This is a genomic window from Novosphingobium anseongense, from assembly GCF_037482895.1.
GTDB lineage: Bacteria > Pseudomonadota > Alphaproteobacteria > Sphingomonadales > Sphingomonadaceae > Novosphingobium > Novosphingobium anseongense.
In genome coordinates, this window is sequence record NZ_JBBHJZ010000002.1 from 482005 (window position 1) to 501115 (window position 19111).

The 19111-nt window shown below is 68.4% G+C and carries 17 protein-coding genes; 9 read left to right on the forward strand and 8 right to left on the reverse strand.

All coding sequences use genetic code 11. The features are described from left to right. Nucleotides 1–63: 63 nt before the first annotated feature. Complete coding sequence (locus WG901_RS11015) at nucleotides 64–2079, forward strand: tetratricopeptide repeat-containing sulfotransferase family protein (RefSeq protein WP_339587116.1); 2016 nt, start codon at nucleotides 64–66, stop codon at nucleotides 2077–2079. A gap of 37 nt (nucleotides 2080–2116) precedes the next feature. After that, a complete protein-coding gene (locus tag WG901_RS11020) occupies nucleotides 2117–3145 on the forward strand; it encodes an esterase-like activity of phytase family protein (protein ID WP_339587117.1) in 1029 nt (342 codons plus the stop codon). A gap of 34 nt (nucleotides 3146–3179) precedes the next feature. Here WG901_RS11020 and rpmB read toward each other — a convergent pair whose 3' ends face one another. Then, nucleotides 3180–3470, reverse strand: coding sequence for a 50S ribosomal protein L28 (rpmB, locus tag WG901_RS11025; protein WP_339587118.1), 291 nt, complete (start codon nucleotides 3468–3470; stop codon nucleotides 3180–3182). Between the two features lie 128 nt (nucleotides 3471–3598). On the opposite strand from rpmB, the gene WG901_RS11030 reads away from it, so the two are divergent. After that, on the forward strand, nucleotides 3599–4054 hold the full coding sequence (locus WG901_RS11030; protein WP_339587119.1) for a nucleoside deaminase: 456 nt from the start codon (nucleotides 3599–3601) through the stop codon (nucleotides 4052–4054). Nucleotides 4055–4070: 16 nt separating this feature from the next. On the opposite strand, the gene WG901_RS11035 is transcribed toward WG901_RS11030, so the two are convergent. The 4 genes from WG901_RS11035 to WG901_RS11050 all read right to left on the reverse strand — a co-directional run bounded on the left by WG901_RS11035 (nucleotide 4071) and on the right by WG901_RS11050 (nucleotide 7785). Beyond that, nucleotides 4071–4772, reverse strand: a complete 702-nt coding sequence (locus WG901_RS11035) for a ribonuclease T2 family protein (RefSeq protein ID WP_339587120.1) — start codon at nucleotides 4770–4772, stop codon at nucleotides 4071–4073. Next, the gene (gene nadC, locus WG901_RS11040) at nucleotides 4769–5626 is read right to left on the reverse strand and encodes a carboxylating nicotinate-nucleotide diphosphorylase (protein WP_339587121.1); all 858 of its coding nucleotides are present in this window, start codon (nucleotides 5624–5626) and stop codon (nucleotides 4769–4771) included. The genes WG901_RS11035 and nadC overlap by 4 nt, the downstream gene beginning before the upstream one ends. A gap of 144 nt (nucleotides 5627–5770) precedes the next feature. Further along, on the reverse strand, nucleotides 5771–6568 hold the full coding sequence (locus WG901_RS11045; RefSeq protein ID WP_339587122.1) for a LytR/AlgR family response regulator transcription factor: 798 nt from the start codon (nucleotides 6566–6568) through the stop codon (nucleotides 5771–5773). Between the two features lie 56 nt (nucleotides 6569–6624). Beyond that, on the reverse strand, nucleotides 6625–7785 hold the full coding sequence (locus tag WG901_RS11050) for a sensor histidine kinase (RefSeq protein ID WP_339587123.1): 1161 nt from the start codon (nucleotides 7783–7785) through the stop codon (nucleotides 6625–6627). 108 nt (nucleotides 7786–7893) lie between these two features. Here WG901_RS11050 and WG901_RS11055 point away from each other — a divergent pair, with 108 nt between their 5' ends. The 3 genes from WG901_RS11055 to WG901_RS11065 are packed head-to-tail and all read left to right on the forward strand — an operon-like array spanning nucleotide 7894 to nucleotide 11049. Then, nucleotides 7894–8862: a TIR domain-containing protein gene (locus tag WG901_RS11055; protein WP_339587124.1), complete on the forward strand. Its 969-nt coding sequence runs from the start codon at nucleotides 7894–7896 to the stop codon at nucleotides 8860–8862. Nucleotides 8863–8888: 26 nt separating this feature from the next. Next, a complete protein-coding gene (locus tag WG901_RS11060; protein ID WP_339587125.1) occupies nucleotides 8889–9929 on the forward strand; it encodes a TIR domain-containing protein in 1041 nt (346 codons plus the stop codon). Further along, nucleotides 9919–11049, forward strand: a complete 1131-nt coding sequence (locus tag WG901_RS11065) for an adenylate/guanylate cyclase domain-containing protein (RefSeq protein ID WP_339587126.1) — start codon at nucleotides 9919–9921, stop codon at nucleotides 11047–11049. The genes WG901_RS11060 and WG901_RS11065 overlap by 11 nt, the downstream gene beginning before the upstream one ends. Before the next feature lie 128 nt (nucleotides 11050–11177). Here the strand turns inward: WG901_RS11065 and WG901_RS11070 are convergent, their stop codons facing one another. Both WG901_RS11070 and WG901_RS11075 read right to left on the reverse strand, forming a co-directional pair. Next, nucleotides 11178–11921 carry a DsbA family protein gene (locus tag WG901_RS11070; RefSeq protein WP_339587127.1) on the reverse strand — a complete coding sequence of 248 codons (744 nt, stop codon included), beginning with the start codon at nucleotides 11919–11921 and terminating at the stop codon, nucleotides 11178–11180. 9 nt (nucleotides 11922–11930) lie between these two features. Further along, complete coding sequence (locus WG901_RS11075) at nucleotides 11931–13322, reverse strand: M48 family metalloprotease (RefSeq protein WP_339587128.1); 1392 nt, start codon at nucleotides 13320–13322, stop codon at nucleotides 11931–11933. Between the two features lie 297 nt (nucleotides 13323–13619). Between WG901_RS11075 and WG901_RS11080 the strand changes: the two genes are divergently transcribed. Genes WG901_RS11080 through WG901_RS11090 form a run of 3 tightly spaced genes read left to right on the forward strand, consistent with a single transcriptional unit; the run spans nucleotide 13620 to nucleotide 16424 of the window. Continuing rightward, nucleotides 13620–14228, forward strand: a complete 609-nt coding sequence (locus tag WG901_RS11080; RefSeq protein ID WP_339587129.1) for an EF-hand domain-containing protein — start codon at nucleotides 13620–13622, stop codon at nucleotides 14226–14228. Nucleotides 14229–14253: 25 nt separating this feature from the next. After that, nucleotides 14254–14976 (forward strand): response regulator, encoded by a 723-nt coding sequence (locus tag WG901_RS11085; protein ID WP_339587130.1) that lies wholly within the window; start codon nucleotides 14254–14256, stop codon nucleotides 14974–14976. Between the two features lie 35 nt (nucleotides 14977–15011). Further along, nucleotides 15012–16424: a sensor histidine kinase gene (locus WG901_RS11090; protein ID WP_465263051.1), complete on the forward strand. Its 1413-nt coding sequence runs from the start codon at nucleotides 15012–15014 to the stop codon at nucleotides 16422–16424. Here WG901_RS11090 and WG901_RS11095 read toward each other — a convergent pair. Then, nucleotides 16417–19062 (reverse strand): M1 family metallopeptidase, encoded by a 2646-nt coding sequence (locus WG901_RS11095; RefSeq protein ID WP_339587132.1) that lies wholly within the window; start codon nucleotides 19060–19062, stop codon nucleotides 16417–16419. The two genes, WG901_RS11090 and WG901_RS11095, sit on opposite strands and share 8 nt — an antisense overlap. Nucleotides 19063–19111 lie beyond the last annotated feature (49 nt).

A 19111-nucleotide genomic window follows, 5' to 3' on the forward strand; every position in this document is an offset into this window, starting at 1 on the left:
TAGCACCACGATTGCGGAGGGCTCCCCTGGGGGCCCTCCGCTTTCCATTTGTTCCTGGAGCGCATGGCCGAACCCAATCCCGAAGAGCTCCTGCCCGCCGCGCTCGACGCCGCGCGGCACGGCGATCTCGATCGGGCTCGCGCCCTGGCCACGGAGGGGCTCGGGCGCGCTTCCGACCCCGTTCCCTTCCACGCCTTCCTCGGCATGCTGGCCGCGCGCGATGGCGAGCCGGCGCTCGCCGCCACGCATCTGCGTGCCGCCCACGTGGCCAAGCCGGCCGACGTGACGATCGCCTGCAACCTCATCGCCGTGCTGATGCAGACGGGCGACGACGAAGCCGCGCTCGCCGTGGCGAGTGAGGCACTCGCGCAGGCCGATCCCTCGCTGCGCGTCGCGCGCTATCGGGGCTTCCTGGCGCAGAAGCTCGGCGACTTCGATGGCGCGATCGCCGCCTACGAGCACATCCTGCGCCAGGCGCCCGACGATTTCGAGACCTGGAACAACCTCGGCAATGCCCGCGCCGGGCTCGGCGATCATGCCGGAGCGGTCGAGGGTCTGCGCCAAGCGATGCGGCTCGATCCCGAAGCCGCGCCGGTCCGGCTCAACCTCGCCACCGCGCTGATCGCGCTCGATCGGCCTGACGAGGCTCAGGCGCTGCTCGAACAGGCGCTGCACGATTTCCCGCAGGATCCGCGCGCGGCCTTCGAGCTCTATGTCCTGCACAAGCGCGCGGAACGGCAGGAACCGGCGCTGGCCGCGCTCGAAGCGGCGGGATCGCGCGATCCCGCCTCGGCCGACTATCAGCTCAAGCTCGGCATCGAATATGGTCTCGCGCGGCGGACCGAGGGGGCCGAGCGCGCCTATCGCCGGGCGATCTCGCTCGATCCGGGCCTGACCGACGCCTATCTCGGCCTCGCCGTCCAGTACGAGCATACCAACCGCGAGGGCGAATTTGCGCCGCTCGCCGCCCTGGCGCGCGACAGCGGTGCCGATCCGGGCGCCGTGGCGCTGATCGAGGCGCTCGACCTGCGCCGCGCCGGCAGCTTCGAACCAGCGCTGGCGCGCATGGCCGACGTGCCCGAGACGATCGAGCCCGAACGCGCCGAACATATCCGCGCGACCCTGCTCGATCGTCTGGGGCGCACCAACGAAGCTTACGCGGCCTATGCCGCGGCCAATCACCTGCTTGAGGCCAGCCCCACCGATCCGCTGGCGCGCGCCGCGGCGCTGCGTGACAAGCTCGACGGCGAGATCGCGCTGCTGACGCCCGAATGGCGCGACGGCTGGCGGGCCGTGGAGCCTGTAGACGCCCGTTTCGATCAGGGGCGCCCGGACCCGGTCTTCCTGGTCGGTTTTCCGCGCTCGGGCACGACTCTGCTCGACACGATCCTCATGGGTCATCGGCGCGCGGTCGTGCTCGAGGAGCAGCCGCCGCTCAATCTCGTCGACGACATGATCGGCGGAATGGCGGCGCTTCCCGATCTCGATGCCACGGCGATTGCCGCCGCGCGCGATCGCTATTTCGTCGAGGTCGCCAAGGTCGCCGAGGTCGGGCCCGACCAGTTGCTGATCGATAAGTCGCCGCTGTTCCTCTATCGGCTGCCGCTGATCCGGCGGCTGTTCCCGCGTGCGCGGATCATTCTCGCCATGCGGCATCCCTGCGACGTCGTGCTGAGCTGCTTCATGAGCAACTTCCGGCTCAATTCGGCGATGTCCAACTTCCTGCGGCTCGAAGACGCCGCCGCCTTCTACGATCGCGCCTTCACGCACTGGATCCGTGCGGCCGAGCTCTTCGCACCCGACAGCCGCACCATCGTCTACGAGCGGCTGATCGAAGACGTCGGCGCCGAGGTCCGGCCGCTGTTCGACTGGCTCGGGCTCGAATGGGACGAGAGCGTGCTCGACCACACGAGCACGGCGCGCGCGCGCGGCTTGATCACCACGGCCTCCTATTCGCAGGTCACCGAGCCGATCTACAAGCGCGCCGCGGGGCGCTGGGAGCGCTATCGCGCGCATCTCGACGTGGTGCTGCCGGTGCTGCGTCCCTGGGTCGAACACTTCGGCTATCCATCGCTCTGACGCTTGCGGCGCCGGCAGCGTCCGCTATGGCCTCGGCGTGCGTCGCGCCGTTCTTGCCCTGCTGCTGTTCGTCGGGCTCGTGCCGGGCACTTTCCTGCTCGAACGCGGCGAGCCCTGGAACGACGCCTTCTCGCTGCATTTCGAGCCGCTGAAGCTGCCCCCCAGGGCCGAGCGCGCCGCCTCGCTTGGGCCGTTCGATCTCGTCGGCGCCTGGGCGATGCAGAGCCCCTATAGCGGCTTCGGCGGCTATTCGGCGCTGGTGCCGCTGCCGGGCGAGCGGCTCATGGCGATCAGCGACAGCGGCCGTGTGCTCACCTTCTCGCCGCCCGGTGCGCCCCAGCTGGCGCCCGAACGTGGCACCGTCCTGCCCGAGGCGCGGCGGCGCAAGTTCGACGTCGACGTCGAGGCTGCGACGCGGGATCCTGCGACGGGGACGATCTGGCTGGCGCGCGAGTATCTGAATGCGATCTCGCGTCACGATCCGCAGTTCCACACGATGGTCAATCAGCAGCCGCCGGCGATGCGCCAATGGGGCGACAACTCGGGCCCCGAGGCGCTGACGCGGCTCGCCGACGGGCGGTTCCTGGTGCTGTGCGAGGGCTTCACCGGCACGTTCGAATGGCGCGAGCATGCGGCCCTCCTGTTTCCGGGTGATCCGGTCAAGGGCGTCGCGCCGTTGCGCTTCACGTTCGACGGCAGCACCGGTTACAGTCCGACCGACATGGCCCAGTTGCCCGACGGCCGTGTGCTGATCCTGATGCGGCGGCTCGCCTGGCCGTTGCCGCTGCGCTTTGCGGGGCGGATCCTGATCGCCGATCCCGCGACGATTCGCCCTGGCGCGGTTTGGCGCACGCGCGAGGTGGCAAAGCTCGAGGCACCGCTGCCGGTCGACAATTTCGAAGGTCTCGCAATCGTGCCGCGCGCGGACGGCAAGGTCACGGTCTGGCTGATCTCCGACAAGAACGCCGCGGCGACCCAGCGCACCCTGCTTTGGAAGCTCGTGCTCGATCCCGCCCGACTGCCGCCAATGCGTAAACGCCAGGCACGCAAAAAGGCGCGAGACTGAAGCCTCGCGCCCTGCGCTTACCGCTTAAAGCGGATCAGGCGGCGACGGCCGCCTTCTTGGCCAGCTCGCGCTTCACCTTGACGGCGCGCGGCGAGAGCTTGGTGTCCGAGGTCTTCAGCAGCCAGTTGTCGAGGCCGCCATTGTGCTCGACCGAACGCAGACCGTGCGTCGAAACGCGGAACTTGAAGCTGCGCTCCAGGCCATCCGACAGCAGCGTGACGTTCTGCAGGTTGGGCAGGAACACGCGCTTGGTCTTGTTGTTGGCGTGGCTGACGTTGTGGCCGATCTGGCGACCCTTGCCGGTCAGTTCGCAAATACGGGACATGGCTCTACTCGCTTCAAGGATTTCGGGTCCCAGATGACGACCTGGAACGTGGAGGCGGCCGCATAGCGATTCACCCGGCCGAGGTCAAGTTGTGCACAGGCCGTTTGGATGCAATAGCGCCAGTCATCATGACCCGCTGGCCACTTCCCGAACCGATGGCGCTTGCGCTGGCCCAGGCGGAAAAGGCCGTGGCTGCGGGCGAGGTGCCGATCGGCGCGGTCGTTTTCAAGGATGGCAGGGTGATCGCCGCTGCGCACAACGCGCCGCGCATTTTGCGCGATCCCACGGCCCATGCCGAGGTCCTGGCGATTCGCGCCGCCGCCCAGGCGCTGGGCAACGAGCGGCTCGACGGTTGCGAGCTGTGGGTCACGCTCGAACCCTGCGCGATGTGCGCGGGCGCGATCGTCCATGCGCGAATCGCTCGCGTCTATTATGGCGCAGCCGATCCGAAGGGCGGCGCGGTGGAGCACGGCGCGCGGGTGTTCGAGCAGGACCAGTGCCTGCATCGGCCCGAGGTCTATCCGGGCATCGGCGAGGCGCAGGCGGCGGACCTGCTGCGGGGGTTCTTTCGCGAAAGGCGGTGAAAGGACGGGGAAGTTCCTATAATCCGCGCCAGATCTTCAGCGGTGCCGAATCGGGCACGCCGCGATCCTGGCGATCGCAAGCCGCGGGCATGAAGTCGCGACCGTAGCAAAGATGGATCTCGCGGAGCCAGCCGGCCTGGCTCAACTGAACCTTGACCTGCTCGGCGCGCCAGTGCGGATTGCGCTCGAGGAAGGCCCTGCGCAGGTCGCCCACCGTCAGCCCGTCCTGGCGCGAGAGGCGGTCGGCATCGGGCCAGCGCAGCGAGCGCCAGAGTGCCGCGCTCGAGCGGTAATAGGCCTCGGGCGTCCTGGCCATGCACGAGCCGTGCTTGGCCCACTCGTGTTCGATCAGCCAGGGTACCGGCGTCATGCAGAGATTGCCGCGAATCACCTGCGGCGACGGGCGCGGGGTCAGCGAGCACCATTGCGGCGGCGGTCCGTTGGCGGCCTCGGGCCAGAGCCCGTGCAGCACGAAGCCGAAGCGGCCATTCTGGCCCGAGCACTGCATCGTGCCCTTGTCCTGCGGCCGCCGGCAATATTCGGGCGACCAGCTTGCCGCTAGGATATAGCGCGCCACGGGCACGCGCCGCACTTCGCCGTCGGGCTGGACGGCGCGCGGCGGATCGAAGCGCCGCGGCGCGGTGCATTGATAGGCCTGGGCCAGCGCGGGGGTCGGCGCGAGCGCGAGCAGTAGCAGCGCAGCGGTGCGCCAGCTCAAAGCGGCGTGAAGTCCAGGCCGATGTCGGCGGCGGGGGCGCTCTGGGTCAGGCGACCGACCGAGACATAGTCGACACCAGTCGCGGCGATCGCGGCGATCGTCTGCAGGTTGACGCCGCCAGAGGCCTCGCAGGGTACGCGGCCGGCGACCAGGGCCAGGGCTTCGCGCAAAGTGTCCGGACCCATGTTGTCGAGCAGCAGGTGGTTGGCGCCCGCGGCGATCGCGGGTTCGATCTGGTCGAGGTGGTCGATCTCGCAGATGATCCGCTCCACCCCGGCCGCCTTGGCCGCGCCGACCGCCTGGCCGATCGAGCCGGCGACGGCGACGTGGTTGTCCTTGATCATAGCCGCGTCCCACAGGCCGAGACGGTGGTTCTGCGCGCCGCCCATGCGCGTCGCGTACTTCTCGAGGTGGCGCAGGCCGGGAATGGTCTTGCGCGTGTCGAGCAGGGTGGCGTGCCCCGCCATGGCATTGACGTATTGCCGCGTCAGCGTGGCGACGCCCGAGAGGTGCTGGACCGTGTTGAGCGCCGAGCGTTCGGCCGTGAGCAGCGCGCGGGCATTGCCCGAAAGCCGCATCAGGTCTGAGCCCGCGGGAACCTGCGCGCCCTCCGCGACGAGGATTTCGATCTCCACGGCGGGATCGAGCTTGCGGAAGAAGGCTGCGGCTATCGGCAGGCCGGCGACGGTGATCGCATCGCGGCTGTCCATCACCCCGGCGAAGCGCGCCGCAGCGGGGATCACGCTTTCCGAAGTGACATCACGCCCGCCGCCGGGCCAGCCTTCACCGAGGTCCTCGGCGAGCGTGGCGGCAACGAAGGCGTCGAGGTCGAAACCGGGGATCGAGAAGGTCATGCGTCTCGACCTAGCGTCCGGCCGGTGCGGGTCAAGCGTCGCGCATGGGCTTCGACAAGCTCAGCCTGAGCGGGGTGAGGGCTGAAAACCAACACATCACCCTCTCATCCTGAGCTTGTCGAAGGATGCTGGCGCGAGGCCAGATCAGTGGACGAAGCGCGCCACCACGTCTCGATAGGAGCGGCTGACCTTCACCTGCGCGCCCGAATCGAGCACGAGGAAGCATTCGCCGTTGGTGTGCGGCTTGACCTGGCGGACCTGGTTGAGGTTGACGATGGTCGAGCGGTGGACGCGCTGGAACACGCGCGGATCGAGCCGGCGCTCGAGGTCCTTCATCGTTTCGCGCAGGATCAGCGAATTGTCGGCGGTGCGGATGCACATGTAGTCGCCCGCGGCCTCGATGTGCTCGATCGAATCGACGTCGATGCGGAAGATCTGGCCGCGATCCTTGATGTTGATCAGCTTTTCGTAGCGCGAGGCGTTGGCGTCGGTCTCTTCGGGCATGGCATCGATCGCGTCCGGCGCGACTTCGGCCAGCACGGTCTTGAGCTTCTCCGCCTCTTCGGCGCCGCGCTTCTCGACCAGGCGCGTGCGCACGCGATCGAGCGTGTCGGCGAGCTTGTCCTCGTCGACCGGCTTCATCAGGTAGTTGACCGCGTTGGCCTCGAAGGCGCGGACCGCGTGTTCCTGATAGGCGGTGACGAAGACGAACAGCGGCGGCTCGATCTCCATCACGCCCTTGACCACCGAGAAGCCGTCGAAGCCGGGCATCTGGATGTCGAGGAAGACGAGGTCGGGCTTTTCGGTCTTGATCTTACGGATCGCCTCGCGCCCGTTCGAGCAGGTGTCGATGATCTCGACGTCGGGAAACTTCTCCAGGCGAAGCTGCAGACCCTGGATGGCCAGTTTCTCATCGTCGACGAGGATGGTGCGGATGCTCATGCAAGTACCTTTGCTGGGATTCCGATTGGCGCCGCCCAGTGCGATGGTTGCGCGGCTTAGCTCGCCGCAGCAACGATCCGCGGCGCAATCGGTTTCGATTCAGTCGCCTCTAGGCGTTCGAAGGGGATTTCGATGACGACAGCGAAGCCGCCTTCGGGTGGTTCCAACGTTTCGAAACGATTCTGTTCGCCATAGGCTTGCGCCAGGCGATCACGGATGTTCGCCAAACCCACCCCGGTGGAAACAGGTTCGCCGCCGTCGAAACTCACGCCCGACAACCTGTTGGAGGCGCTGGGGCTTTGCAAGCCCGGGCCGGTGTCCGAGACGGTGATGCGAAGGTTCTGGCCGATGAGTTGCGTGGTGATGGTGATCTCGGCGCCGCTTTCCTGCGCGCCGACCGCATATTTGATCGCGTTCTCGACCAAGGGCTGGAGCAGCAGCGAGGGCAGCAGCGCCGCCTCGGTCTGGGAATCGATGTTGAAGGTGGTGCGCAGCCGCTCCTCGAAACGCATCCGTTCGATGTCGAGGTAGAGCTTCAGGGTGTCGATTTCCTGCGCGACGGTGACGCGGCCGGTCGGCTCGGTGATCAGCGTGTAGCGCAGGAACGAGGACAGTCGGCTCAGCATCGCATTGGCCGGCTCGGTCTGCTTGAGCAGCACCAGGGTCGAGATCGAGTTCAGCGTGTTGAACAGGAAGTGCGGGTTGAGCTGGTAGCGCAGCATGGTCAACTGCGCGGAGGTCGCCTGGTTCTCGAGCCGGATCAGCTGGTCCTGCTGTTCCTCGATCTGCAGGTAGAAGTTAATCGCGTAGTAGAGCGCGGACCAGGCGCCGAGCAGGGTGAGGTCGAGATAGAACACGCCGATGAACAGCTGGGCGAAGCTCGCCTCGCTCTCGGCGCGGTAGAGCGAGATCACCCAGGCATCGATGAAGGCGTTGAGACCGACCGCCAAGGGGAGGACGATCATCGTCACGCCCCAGGTGATCAGCGGACGCTGCGTGATGAGCTGGCGGTAGATCACCGACAGCAGCAGCGAGATCGAGAAGCCGGTGATCGTGGCGATCAGCAGCAGGACGAGGAACGACGGCGGTTGGGCATTGGCCAGGCTCGACATGGCGCGCAGCAGCATCGCACCGGCCCAGCCGGCCGACTGCAGGCGCCAGAAGGCCTGGTTCTTGTTGGCGAAGAACGGCGTCGGTCGAAAGGGCAGCACGGCCATGAACTTACTCTTACCGAAAAAACCCGCTTAGGCGAATCCCTGCTTGGAGAGACTTCTGCGGGGCTTTATCGTTCCCCGCCAAGGCTTGGTGCCGAGGTGGGGCTGCCGATGGTCGACGTGTTCATATCCTATTCGCGCAGCGACCAGGCCATGGTCGCGGTGCTGGCACGCGCGGTCGAGGCGGCGGGCTACAAGGTCTGGTGGGACGCCGAACTGCCGCCGCACGAATCCTATGGCGACGTCATCACCGACAAGATCGCCCATGCCAAGGCGGCGATCGTCGTCTGGTCGCCGACCGCGGTGAAGAGCGAATGGGTCCGCGCCGAAGCCGACATGGCGCGCAACCAGCGCAAGCTGATCCAGACCGCGCTCGACCAGGTGGTACCGCCTTTGCCGTTCAACCAGATCCAATATGCCGAGATCGGCGACTGGCAGGGCGAGGACGATCATCCCGGCTGGGCCAAGGTCAAGCTCAGCCTCGCCACGCTCTGCGGCGCGCGCGAAGGTGCGATGCCGCCGCTCGCGCGTCCGATACCACGCGTGCAGCCGCAGCCGGCGGCATCCCTGCCACAGAGCCGCTCGCGCGGCGGGCTGATCGCGGGGATCGCCATAGGGGCTGTCGTGATCGCGCTGGCCGTGGCGGGAGGCGTGCTGCTCGGCCGCAGCGGTGGCGAGACCGCGGCGCCTGTCCCGACCGCGACCCTGGCCTCGACCGCGGCGGTCGCAGCGCGGCCGGTCCCTTCCGCGGCGCCGACATCGAGCGCGACGCCCGAAGCAGGCCCCGTCTCCGACGGCGCCGAGGATGCGCCGCCACCCAATCCGGCCGACATGACCTTCGCCGATTCGAGCACGCGATTGCTCACCTCGGCCGAGATCGCGCCGCTCGGCCCGACGACGCTGCGCGTCGCGCGCAATGAGATCTATGCGCGCAAGGGCCGCCGCTTTGCCGATCCGTGGCTGCGCGACTGGTTTGGCCGCTATGCGTGGTATCAGCCGCGCTTCGACACGGTCGAACTCAACGACATCGAGAAGCAGAACGTCGCGCTGATCCAGCAGGCCGAGGGCCGCTACCAGTAGCAGGCCGGAAACGGGGAAGAGGCCGCATGGTCGACGTGTTCATTTCCTATTCGCGCAAGGATGAGGCGCTCGTCGCGGTGCTCGCGCGAGCGATGATCGCCGAAGGCTATGCGGTGTGGTGGGACGCCGAGCTGCCGCCGCACAAGTCCTATGGCGAGGTGATCACCGACAAGATCGCCGAAGCCAAGGCGACGGTGGTCGTCTGGTCGGCCGACGCGGTGAAGAGCGAATGGGTGCGGGCCGAGGCCGACATGGCGCGCAACCAGCACAAGCTGATCCAGACCGCAGTCGACGCGGCGATGCCGCCGCTGCCGTTCAACCAGATCCAGTTCGCCGAGATCGGCGACTGGCGCGGCGAGCCCGATCATCGGGGCTGGCGCAAGGTCAAGGCCAGCCTGAACGAGCTTTGCGGGGCGGGTTCGGACGAACGCCGGGCGACGCCGCTGCCCGGCACCCCGCCGCCGCGCCCGCCCTTGGCGGAAGCGCCCCCTTTCGCGCGCTGGCCGCTGTTGGCCGGGATCGGCGTCGCAGCGCTGGGTCTGGCCGCGGCTGGCGGAGCGCTGCTCGCGCCGCGCGATACGACTCCTGCGCCGGCTGTGCTTGCGCCAGCGCCCACTGCCGCGGCCGTTGCGGCGGATCCGAGCGCGACCCCCGTTCCCGAACCGCGTCCGACGATCGCCACGAATGTCGTGCCGATTCCGCAGGTTACGATCGCGCGGCCGCCGGTCATGCCGTCTGCGCCGCTCTCCGCGGCCGCCGCACCGACCCCGTCGGCCAGCGCCGCTCCCGCGCGCAAGGTAACCTGGCCGCGGCTGGTCTTCCCCGACTCAAGCCGGCGCCTGCTGACCGCCGAGGAGCTTGCGCCGCTGACCGCGCGCCAGCTCCGGATCGCGCTCAACGAAATGCCGGCGCGCCATGGCTTCCGCTTCAAGGATCCCGAGTTGCTGGCCTGGTTCAGCCAGTATCCCTGGTATGAACCGCGCGTCGATCAGGCGCGCGCCAATGCCATCGAGCAGCAGAACACCGTGCTGATCCGCCAGACTCTGCGGGCGCGCGATGGGAACTGACGGCGCGCCGCCGGTCGTCGTCTACTGCGGCCACATGTTCAACGCCGGCAGCGCCGAGGAAACGGCACTCGCCGCGCGGGTCGGCGCGGCGCTCGACGATCTCGGCGCCAGGGTTGGCTTCGGCCCGCTGGCCTGCGGTGCCGATATCCTCGTCGCCGAGGCGCTGCTCGCGCGCGGTGGCGAGCTCAACGTCGTGCTGCCCTTCGCCGAGGAAGATTTCGTCGCCGAATCGGTGCTCTGCGGCGGTGAGGCCTGGCTGCCGCGCTATCGTGCCTGCATCGATGCCGCCGCCTCGCTCCATTTCGCGACGCCGGGCGCCTATGTCGGTGACGACAACCAGTTCGCCTACAATACGCGCCTCGCCATGGGGCTAGCCGCGCTGCGCGCGCAGCAGACCGGCGGTGCGGCCGTGCAGGTGGCGGTGATCTCGGACAAGTTCCGCTCGCTGTCGAAGACCGGGCTGGCGGGGACGCTCGCCGATATCGGCATGTGGCAGGCGCTCGGACGCGAGACCGTGACGATCCCTGCCGGCCCGGTGCCACGCGAGCTCGTGTTTCCCACCCATCCCCCGGTCGCGGGCGGTACCCGGCGCGAGATCCGCTCGATCCTCTTTGCCGACTACAAAGGCTTTTCGCGGCTCGGCGAGCGCGAACTGCCTCTGTTCATGGCGGAAGTCATGGGCCGGATCGGCGCAGTGCTGGCCGAGTTCGGCGATCACGTCGAGTTCCGCAACACCTGGGGCGATGCGATCTATGCGATCGTCGACGAGCCGCGCGTGGCGGCGCGGCTGGCGCTGGCCCTGCAGAAGCGGCTCGAAGGCCTTCCCGCGGTGCTGATCCCGCCGGGCGCCGAGGCAGGCATGCGAATCGGCGTTCACTACGGCCCGATCTGGCAGGGCACAGACCGCATCACGGGCAACCGCATCTGGTATGGTGGCGAGGTCAACCGTACGGCGCGGATCGAACCGGTGACGCCGGTCGGAGGGGTCTACTGCACCGAAAGTTTCGCCGCGGCGCTGCTGATCGACGATTGCGGCGATTGCCGGTTCACTTCGGTGGGACTGAGAGCGCTGCCCAAGGATGCGGGCGAGCTCGAGCTGTATCGGCTGGAGGGGATCTAATCCTCGCCAGAATGGGGAGGCGGACCGCCCGGGCAGCCGGTGGTGGAGGCGGTTCTCGGCAAGCGCAGGTTTGGTCCAGAGCCCGCTTCGTCAGCCCTGCGGGTTGCCACGTCCCGTGCCGGGGAGGGTTACCCCTTCTTCGCGGCCTCGATCGCTTCGGCCAGGCGGGCTTGACCCACGGCGCCCGAAAGCAACTGATCGCCGGCGATCCAGGCCGGCGTACCATTGAAGCCGAGCTGGCGCGCGAAATCGATGTTGCGCGCGAGTTCGGTCTCGATCCGCGGATCGGCAATCACCCGCTGCGCGCGCGCCAGGTCCAGCCCCGCCGCCTGAGCGGCCGCCTGGATCGTCTCGGGCCCCGGCTGGCCGGCAGCGAACATCGCGTGGTGGAAGGCCGCATACTTGCCCTGCTCGGCCGCGGCGAGCGCCATCTTGGCGGCGTCGGCGCTTCGCGGACTGAGGATCGGCAGGTCGCGCACGACCACGCGCAGCTCGGGATTGGCGGCGATCAGCTGCTCGACCTCGGCCACGCTCTGGCGGCAGAAGGAACAGGCGTAATCGGTGAACTCGACCAGCGTGACCTTGCCTTGCGGATTTCCCAGTACTGCGCCGGGGAACGGCGCATGAACTTGGTCGCGGATACCCGACAGTGCCTGGGCGTTCTCGCGCTTCTGCAGGTTCTGCATCGCCTCGGGCAGGATCTCGGGATGTTCGAGGATATATTCGCGAACGATCTTCTCGACCGCGGCGCGATCGCCGGTCGGTACGGCCGTGCCGCGCCACAACCAGCCGACGAGCAGCCCGGCGCCGAGCGCGAGGAGGATGGCGACGACGGCGAGGACCGTCCGGTTGCGCGTGGAAGCTTGCGGCATGGGCCGGAGCTAGCGGCGTTTCCGGTTGCGTTCAATCTCGGCCCGCGCCTGCAGCGCGATATCCTGCGCACGCAGCCAGTCGGGCGTACCTTTGGGCAGCGCAGCTTCGGCAGCCTCGGCGCTGGCCAGCGCCTCGGGCATGCGCATCGACAGCACTTGCTGTTCGGCGCTGGCCAGGCGAGCGCGGGCATTGTCGCCATTGGCGGCATAGACCACACCAAGCTGATACCAGGCGAAGGGATTCTCGCGATCGCGCGCCACCGCCGCCTTGAGCACGCGCTGCGCCTCCTGGAAGTTTTTCGAATCCTCGGTGGCGATCAGCGCGTGGCCAAAGGTCGTGGCGATCAGCGGCTGGTTGCCGGTCAGCTCGGTCGCGCGGCGCAGCGGGCCCAGCGCGTCGGTCGGGCGGCCCGATTCGAGCAGGATCTGGCCCTTGAGCTCGAGGAAATAGGGATCGTCGGGCGCCTGCTTGAGCAGGGCGTCGGCCTCGACCATCGCCTTGTCGACATGCGCGTCCTTGTGCCAGGCATAGGCCCGGGCATAGCGCGCGGGGACGGTGGTGTTGGTCTCGGGATAGACGCGCAGCGTATCCGCGGGCTCGGCAAGGTAGCCGAACAGCTTGGCCTTGGCGCGCTGGAAGCGAGCCTCGATAGCCGGATCGCTGGGCTTGGCCCAGGCCGGATCCTTCTCGTAGACGTCCTGCAGCGTGGTGATGCGATCACCCGTCATCGGGTGGCTCGAATAGAACTCGCTGTCGGCGTTGCGCGAATAGCCATAGCGGAACTCGAGGTTCTGGAGCTTCTTGAAGAAGGCGACCGAGCCGCGGCCGCTGATCCCCGCGGTCGAGAGGAACTGCGCGCCGGCGGCGTCGGCGCTCGATTCCTGGCCGCGGCTGAAGGCGAGGTACTTGCCCATGGCCGCCTGCTGGCCGGCCATCAGCACGCCGATCGCGGCATCGCCGCCGCCTGCGGCCGCGGCGGCCGCGCCGAGCAGCAGCGACAGCAGGCTGATGCCGCTGGCCGCCTTGCCGCCGGCGTCGCTGATCACATGCCCGCCGACGACGTGGCCCAATTCGTGCGCGATCACGCCCTGGACCTCGTTGGCCGTATCGGCCGTATTGATCAGGCCGCTGTGCAGATAGACGACCTGCCCGCCGGCGACGAAGGCATTGACCGAGGGGTCGTTGACCAAAACCACGTCGACGTTCTTGGGATCGAGCCCGGAAGCCTTGACCAGCGGCGTCGACATGTCGCGCAGCAGCGCCTCGGTCTCGGCATCGCGCAGGATCGACTGGGCGGCGGCGGGCTGGGCGAGAAGCGTCGAGGCGGCCAGGGCCGCGATCAGGCCCCGTGCCCATCGGTGACGTGCGAGGCGACCGGTCCTTGCGAATGGGTGGCGCATGGCGGCGGGACTAGCCGGAGAAGCCCTGAACCGGGCGTGAAGCGGAAGCGGCATGGCGCTCTTCTAGCTCCGCCCCGGCGCTCGCACCACAGCCGATCGCTTGCCGTCGATTGACGGTTGCGACAGGATGAACGAGGAACGCGGCTTGTGACAATTGACGACAATAAACCCGGAACCCGGCATAAACGCGCGACATTCCGCATCTAGAAGCAAGGACAAGAGATCGCGGTGAGGTTTCCCCCTCCCTTCACAGTCATCGCGGTCTCCCCCTGATTCCAGAATGGACGGAGATTTGACATGACCCTCACCCGCAAGATCGCGCTGGGTATTTCGCTGACCGCCACGGCATTGGCCGGCGCGGCCTATGCCGAGCAGAGCGCCAGGCAGGATCGGCGCGACGCGCCGGTCACGCGCGCCGAAGCCCAGGCCAAGGCGCAGGAACACTTCGCCCGCATGGACGTCAACAAGGACGGCAAGGTCGATCAGGCCGATCGCGCGGCGCGTCGTGCTGCGATGTTCGACCGCATCGACACCGACAAGAACGGTCAGATCTCGCGCGCCGAATTCGATGGCGCCCACCAGCGTGGCCCCCAGGCTGCCGGCGCGCCCGGTGAGCGTGGTCCCGGCATGCGCGGCCATGGCGGACCCGGTCGCGGCCATTGGGGCCATCGTGGCAGCGGCCGCGCCGGCGGCTTCGGCCCTGGTGCTGATGCCGACAAGAATGGTGCGGTGACCCAGGCCGAATTCACCCAGGCCGCGCTGACGCGTTTCGATCGCACCGATGCCAACAAGGACGGCACGGTGACCAAGGAAGAGCGCCAGGCCGCCCGTCAGGCCCTACGTGATCAGGCGCGCGAGCAGTGGCAGAACCGCGCCGGTGCTCCCGCGACGCCCAAGGCCAACTGAAAACGGAGCGCGGTAGAACGTGACGATGACCGATACCGCGCCCATCCGGCTGCTGCTTGTCGATGACGAAGCAGCCTTGCGCGAACCCCTGGCTGAGTACCTCTCGCGCCAGGGGTTCGACGTCGCGCAGGCGGCCAGCGCTGCCGAGGCGCGCACCCATATCCGCGACGAGACACCCGATCTCGTCCTGCTCGACATCATGATGCCCGGCGAGGACGGCCTGTCGCTGTGCCGCCACCTGGTCGAGGCCAAGGCGATCCCGACGATCTTCCTCACCGCTCGCGGCGAGGCCACCGACCGCATCGTCGGGCTCGAGATCGGCGCCGACGACTATGTCGTGAAGCCGTTCGAGCCGCGCGAACTCGTCGCGCGTATCCGCTCGGTCCTGCGCCGCGCCGGCCGCGCCGCACAGCCGACCGACAACGAGCTGTTCGAATTCGAGGGTTGGAAGCTCGATCCGCTCAAGCGCCGGCTGATCGATACCGAGGGCGCGATCGTCGCCATTTCCTCGGTCGAGTTCCGCCTGCTGATGGCCTTCCTCGAACATCCGCGTCAGGTGCTCGACCGCGACCGCCTGCTCGACATGGTCCAGGGCCGCGAGGCGCACCTGTTCGACCGTGCTGTCGACAATCAGGTCAGTCGCCTGCGCCGCAAGATCGAACTGGACAGCCGCAATCCGCAGCTCATCCAGACCGTATGGGGTGGCGGCTACATGTTCGCGGCCGACGTGAAACGCACCGCCGCGTGATCCGTCGCCTGCTTCCGCGCAGCCTGATGGGGCAGATGATGCTCGCGGTGGCCGTCGCGCTCCTCGCGGCGCAGACCATCGGTGCAGTGCTCGCCTATCGCGCGGGAGCCGAACGTCGCGAGGCCGCGCTGCTCCATTCGGCCGCCTTCCGCCTGCTGATGACCGCGCGTGACGACGATCAGGATCGTCGCGAGGAGCGCCGGCCGCGCGAGCGGGACGCCGACGCTCGACGCGAGCGCGGTCCCAACGGGGCGCCGCGGCGGGACGGCGGCGGCGGCTTCCGCCTCGAACGCCGCGCCGCCGCGCCGCTGCAGGTCGGCGACAAGACCGATGCCGAGGCAGCGCGCGAACTGCGCCGGATTCTTGCCGACCAGGATTTCGCTGCCGCCGACGTGGTCGTGCTGCGCCGTGAGATCGCGCGCGACGAGATCACCCGCCGTCGTATCGATCGCCAGCAGCGCATGCTCGCCGCACAGCATGAGCAGAGCCCCACCCAGGTGGTCCTCGCCGCGGTGCAGATGCCCGATCGCAGTGGCTGGGTGGTCGCCCGCGCCCTCGTGCCACCGGGCGAGCGCGCGATCGTGATGTCGCTGCTGCTCCAGACGCTGTTCATCTACATCGTCCTCGTCGGGGCGATCGCGCTGATCCTGCGGCGGATCACCCGGCCGCTGGCCGAGCTTACCGAGCGGCTCGAACGTTTCGCCGAGACACGCAGCCCCGAAGGCCAGATCGCGCCGCAGGGCCCCGGCGACGTGCGCCGGCTGATCGTCGCGCACAATGCCATGGAAGCGCGCATCGCCGCCCTGCTCGACGAGAAGGACGTGATGCTCGGCGCGATCGGCCACGATCTCAAGACGCCGCTCGCGGCTTTGCGCGTGCGCATCGAATCGGTCGAGGACGATGCCGAACGTGCCAAGATGGCCGCGACGATCGAGGACATCACCCGTTCGCTCGACGACATTCTCTCGCTCGCCCGCGTCGGCCGACCGAGCGATCCGCTCGAGAAGTCGGAAATTTCGGCGCTCGTTGCTTCGGTGGTCGAGGAATACGAGGACATGGGTGAGCCGGTCGAGCTGCTCGACACGCAGCGCGTGGTCCTGCCCTTGCGTGCGACCTGGCTCCGCCGGGGCTTGCGCAACCTGATCGACAACGCCTTGCGCTATGGCCAGCGCGCGCGGGTCTCGCTGGTGCGCGAGACGCGCCAGGTGGTGATCTGGATCGAGGACGACGGCCCGGGCATCGCCGAGGCCGATCTCGAGCGGATGCTCGAACCGTTCTCGCGCGGCGATCCCTCGCGCAACAGCTCTACCGGCGGTGCCGGCCTCGGCCTCACGCTCGCGCGCGCGATCGCCGAGCAGCACGGCGGGGCGCTGACCCTGGCCAACCGCCGGGGGGCGGATGGCGAGGTGATGGGTCTCGTCGCGACCTTGAGCCTGCCGCTCACCTGAACCGCGCGAACTCCGACGAGATCGCGGTCTCGCGCTTGTCGCGCAGCAGTCCGCAATTCCGCACGCGTTCGATCGTGCGCTCGAGCTCGAGCGCACCGGGCTTGCCGGCGAAGCGCGGGCGCAGGTCGCGGGCGAACTCGTCGGCGCGTTCGGCCGAGCAGAAGCGCGCGAGGAACTGCGGCAGCTTCGAGGCGAAGAAGATCCCGTTGCTGCCAGAGGTCAGCGCGTCGAGGTGCGCTCGCAGATAGGTATAGCCGATCTCGCGCGTCTGGCCGGTCAGCAGCACGCCGCGCAGCATGTCGTGCTTCTCGCTGGCGCGCAGGCGCCTGTCCGACAGGCCGTTGAGCAGCCAGTTGGCGACGTCCTTCGAACCGCTGTTCGCGGCGGCAGCCAGCGCGACCGGGCGGAACGCCGGGTCTTCCGAGGCAAGCGCCTTGTCGATCAGCACCTTCGCGGCCGAAATCTTGCCTTGGGCCACGTTCATCTCGAAGCCGATGCCATACCAGGCGCGATCGAGCGCCTTGTCGTCGCCGGCGAGGAAGGCGCGCGTCGCCGCGGCAATGCGGCTGCGCAGCGCCTTGTCGCGGCCGGCGCCGGCCAGCCGTGCGACGATCTGTACGCGCCGCTGTGCGCGCTCGGGCGCTTCGGCGGCATAGGCGCCGGCGCGCGGATCGAAGCCATACTGCGTCAGCAGCGGGCGATAGAGCCGCTCGACGAGCCGGCGCAGACCGCGCCGCCCGCGATCGTCGATCAGGCCCATCGCTGCGAGATCGCCCAGCGCGTCGGTTGCGGTGTCGCTCGCATAGGTGTCGGGGTGATGGACCAGCCTCTCGGCCAGAGTGGCGAGCCGCGTGGCGTTGCCGCGGCCGGCGAGCACGCTGGCCTGGAGCGAATCGGCGAGTGCCTGGGCCTCGCCGCCGCTCAGCCCTTCGGCGCCGGCGATCAGCGCATCCCAGTCGACCGCGGGCAGTTCGAAGCGGTAATAGCCGGTGCCTCCGGCATTGGGCACGAGCGGGCCGTTGCCAGTCGGCAGGCTGACCGCGTTGTTTTCCTCGGTCAGCAGGCTGCAACTGCGCGCCTCGCCGCGGCGCACGCACAGCGGCACGCCCCAGCGCGTTGCCGGGGGCGTGCTCCCGAGCGCGGCATAGCGGCTCTGGCGGACGCTGTAGCCGCCTTCGGACGTGCGGCTGAAGGTCAGGAGCGGCACACCCTGCTGGTCGACGAAGCTCTGCATCGCGGGAATGATGCGCGGATCGTGCGCGGCCTCGGCCATGGCCTTGAAGAAGTCGGTGCTGGTGGCATTGCCATAGCGGTGCGCGGCCATGTAGCGGCGCACGCCGTCGCGGAACTTGGCGTCGCCCATAAAGGCGGCGATCATCGCCACGACGTGCCCGCCCTTGCCGTAGGTGATCGAATCGAAGGCGGAATCGATCTCGCCGTTGGTGGCGATCGGCTGGTGGATCGGCCGGCCGGCGACCAGCGCGTCGGTGTCCATCGCCGCGAAGCCCTCGGCCAGCGCGCCGGCGCCGATGTTGAGATCGGGGCGCCAGGCCTCGCCGATGCGATAGCCCATCCAGTTGGCGAAGCTCTCGTTGAGCCAGATGTCGTCCCACCAGGTCGGGGTGACGAGATCGCCGAACCACTGGTGCGCGAGCTCGTGCGCGACGACCATGCCGAACTGGCGCTTCTGCGGCGTCGGCGCGTCACGGTCCATGATGAGGATCGGATCGCCGTAGAGATCGGCGCCCGCGTTCTCCATCGCGCCCGGCATGATCGGCGAGGTGATCTGGTCGAGCTTGGGATAGGGGAAGCCGTCGGCGAAATAGTCCTCGAGCAGCGCGACGATCTCTTTCGAGCCCTGGAGCGCGAAGTCGAGCTTTTCTGCGTTCTGCTTGGTCGAGACGACCCGCAGCGGCAGAGGTTTCGCGCGCTGGGGCGTTGGCGCGACCTCGCCGGCGAGCGTCTCGAACGGACCCACCATCATGGCCACCAGATAGGTCGGCAGCGGCAGGGTCCGCGCGAAGCGATGAACCTCGAGCCCGTTCTCCTGCTTGCTACCCGTTTCGGGCGCATTGCTCACCGCCTTGAGGCCCGGCGGCGTGCGCAGGGTGACGGTGAACGAGGTCTTGAACGAGGGCTGGTCGAAACCGGGGAAGGCGGCGCGCGCGTCGATCGACTGGAACTGGCTCCACAGGTGCCAGACGCCGCCGACGTTCACGCGGAACAGGCCGGCGGGACCCTCCTGGAACTTGGCGTCGTAGTCGAAGGTCAGGATGACCGGCCCCGCGGGCAAGGTCTCGGCAAAGGTCAGCGCGGCGACGCCGGTGTCGTCGAGCTGCTTCCAGGTGCCGGGAATCGTCCGGTTGCCGACACGCGCCGTGGCGCTGCGCATGGTGAGGTCGCGGCCGTGCAGATGGATCGTGGCGCTGGGACGCTTGAGCAGCGCGTCGATCTCGACCTTGCCCGAGAAACCCTCCCTGGCGGGGTCGAGGGTCAGGTCGAGGCGGTAGTCCTGGGGTTGCACCGCATCTGTGAGCTGGCCCTTGGGGTAGGGCGCGGACTCGGTCGGAGCGGGAGCTTGGGCGAGAACTTGCGCCGGAACGGTGGCCAGCAGCGAGGCCAGAAGAATGCGGATCATCGCCCCAGCTTAGCGCGGTGATTGGCAAAATCCATGCGTCATCGCCGCC

Excerpts from the sequence above, each read along its gene's own strand:
- WG901_RS11060 (WP_339587125.1), top strand. The coding sequence starts at position 8,889 with ATGGTCGACGTGTTCATTTCCTATTCGCGCAAGGATGAGGCGCTCGTC.
- WG901_RS11090 (WP_465263051.1), top strand. The coding sequence starts at position 15,012 with ATGATGCTCGCGGTGGCCGTCGCGCTCCTCGCGGCGCAGACCATCGGT.
- WG901_RS11015 (WP_339587116.1), top strand. The coding sequence starts at position 64 with ATGGCCGAACCCAATCCCGAAGAGCTCCTGCCCGCCGCGCTCGACGCC.
- WG901_RS11075 (WP_339587128.1), bottom strand. The coding sequence starts at position 13,322 with ATGCGCCACCCATTCGCAAGGACCGGTCGCCTCGCACGTCACCGATGG.
- nadC (WP_339587121.1), bottom strand. The coding sequence starts at position 5,626 with ATGACCTTCTCGATCCCCGGTTTCGACCTCGACGCCTTCGTTGCCGCC.
- WG901_RS11050 (WP_339587123.1), bottom strand. The coding sequence starts at position 7,785 with ATGGCCGTGCTGCCCTTTCGACCGACGCCGTTCTTCGCCAACAAGAAC.
- WG901_RS11095 (WP_339587132.1), bottom strand. The coding sequence starts at position 19,062 with ATGATCCGCATTCTTCTGGCCTCGCTGCTGGCCACCGTTCCGGCGCAA.
- WG901_RS11030 (WP_339587119.1), top strand. The coding sequence starts at position 3,599 with ATGACCCGCTGGCCACTTCCCGAACCGATGGCGCTTGCGCTGGCCCAG.
- WG901_RS11065 (WP_339587126.1), top strand. The coding sequence starts at position 9,919 with ATGGGAACTGACGGCGCGCCGCCGGTCGTCGTCTACTGCGGCCACATG.
- WG901_RS11080 (WP_339587129.1), top strand. The coding sequence starts at position 13,620 with ATGACCCTCACCCGCAAGATCGCGCTGGGTATTTCGCTGACCGCCACG.
- WG901_RS11055 (WP_339587124.1), top strand. The coding sequence starts at position 7,894 with ATGGTCGACGTGTTCATATCCTATTCGCGCAGCGACCAGGCCATGGTC.
- WG901_RS11070 (WP_339587127.1), bottom strand. The coding sequence starts at position 11,921 with ATGCCGCAAGCTTCCACGCGCAACCGGACGGTCCTCGCCGTCGTCGCC.
- WG901_RS11045 (WP_339587122.1), bottom strand. The coding sequence starts at position 6,568 with ATGAGCATCCGCACCATCCTCGTCGACGATGAGAAACTGGCCATCCAG.
- WG901_RS11085 (WP_339587130.1), top strand. The coding sequence starts at position 14,254 with ATGACCGATACCGCGCCCATCCGGCTGCTGCTTGTCGATGACGAAGCA.
- rpmB (WP_339587118.1), bottom strand. The coding sequence starts at position 3,470 with ATGTCCCGTATTTGCGAACTGACCGGCAAGGGTCGCCAGATCGGCCAC.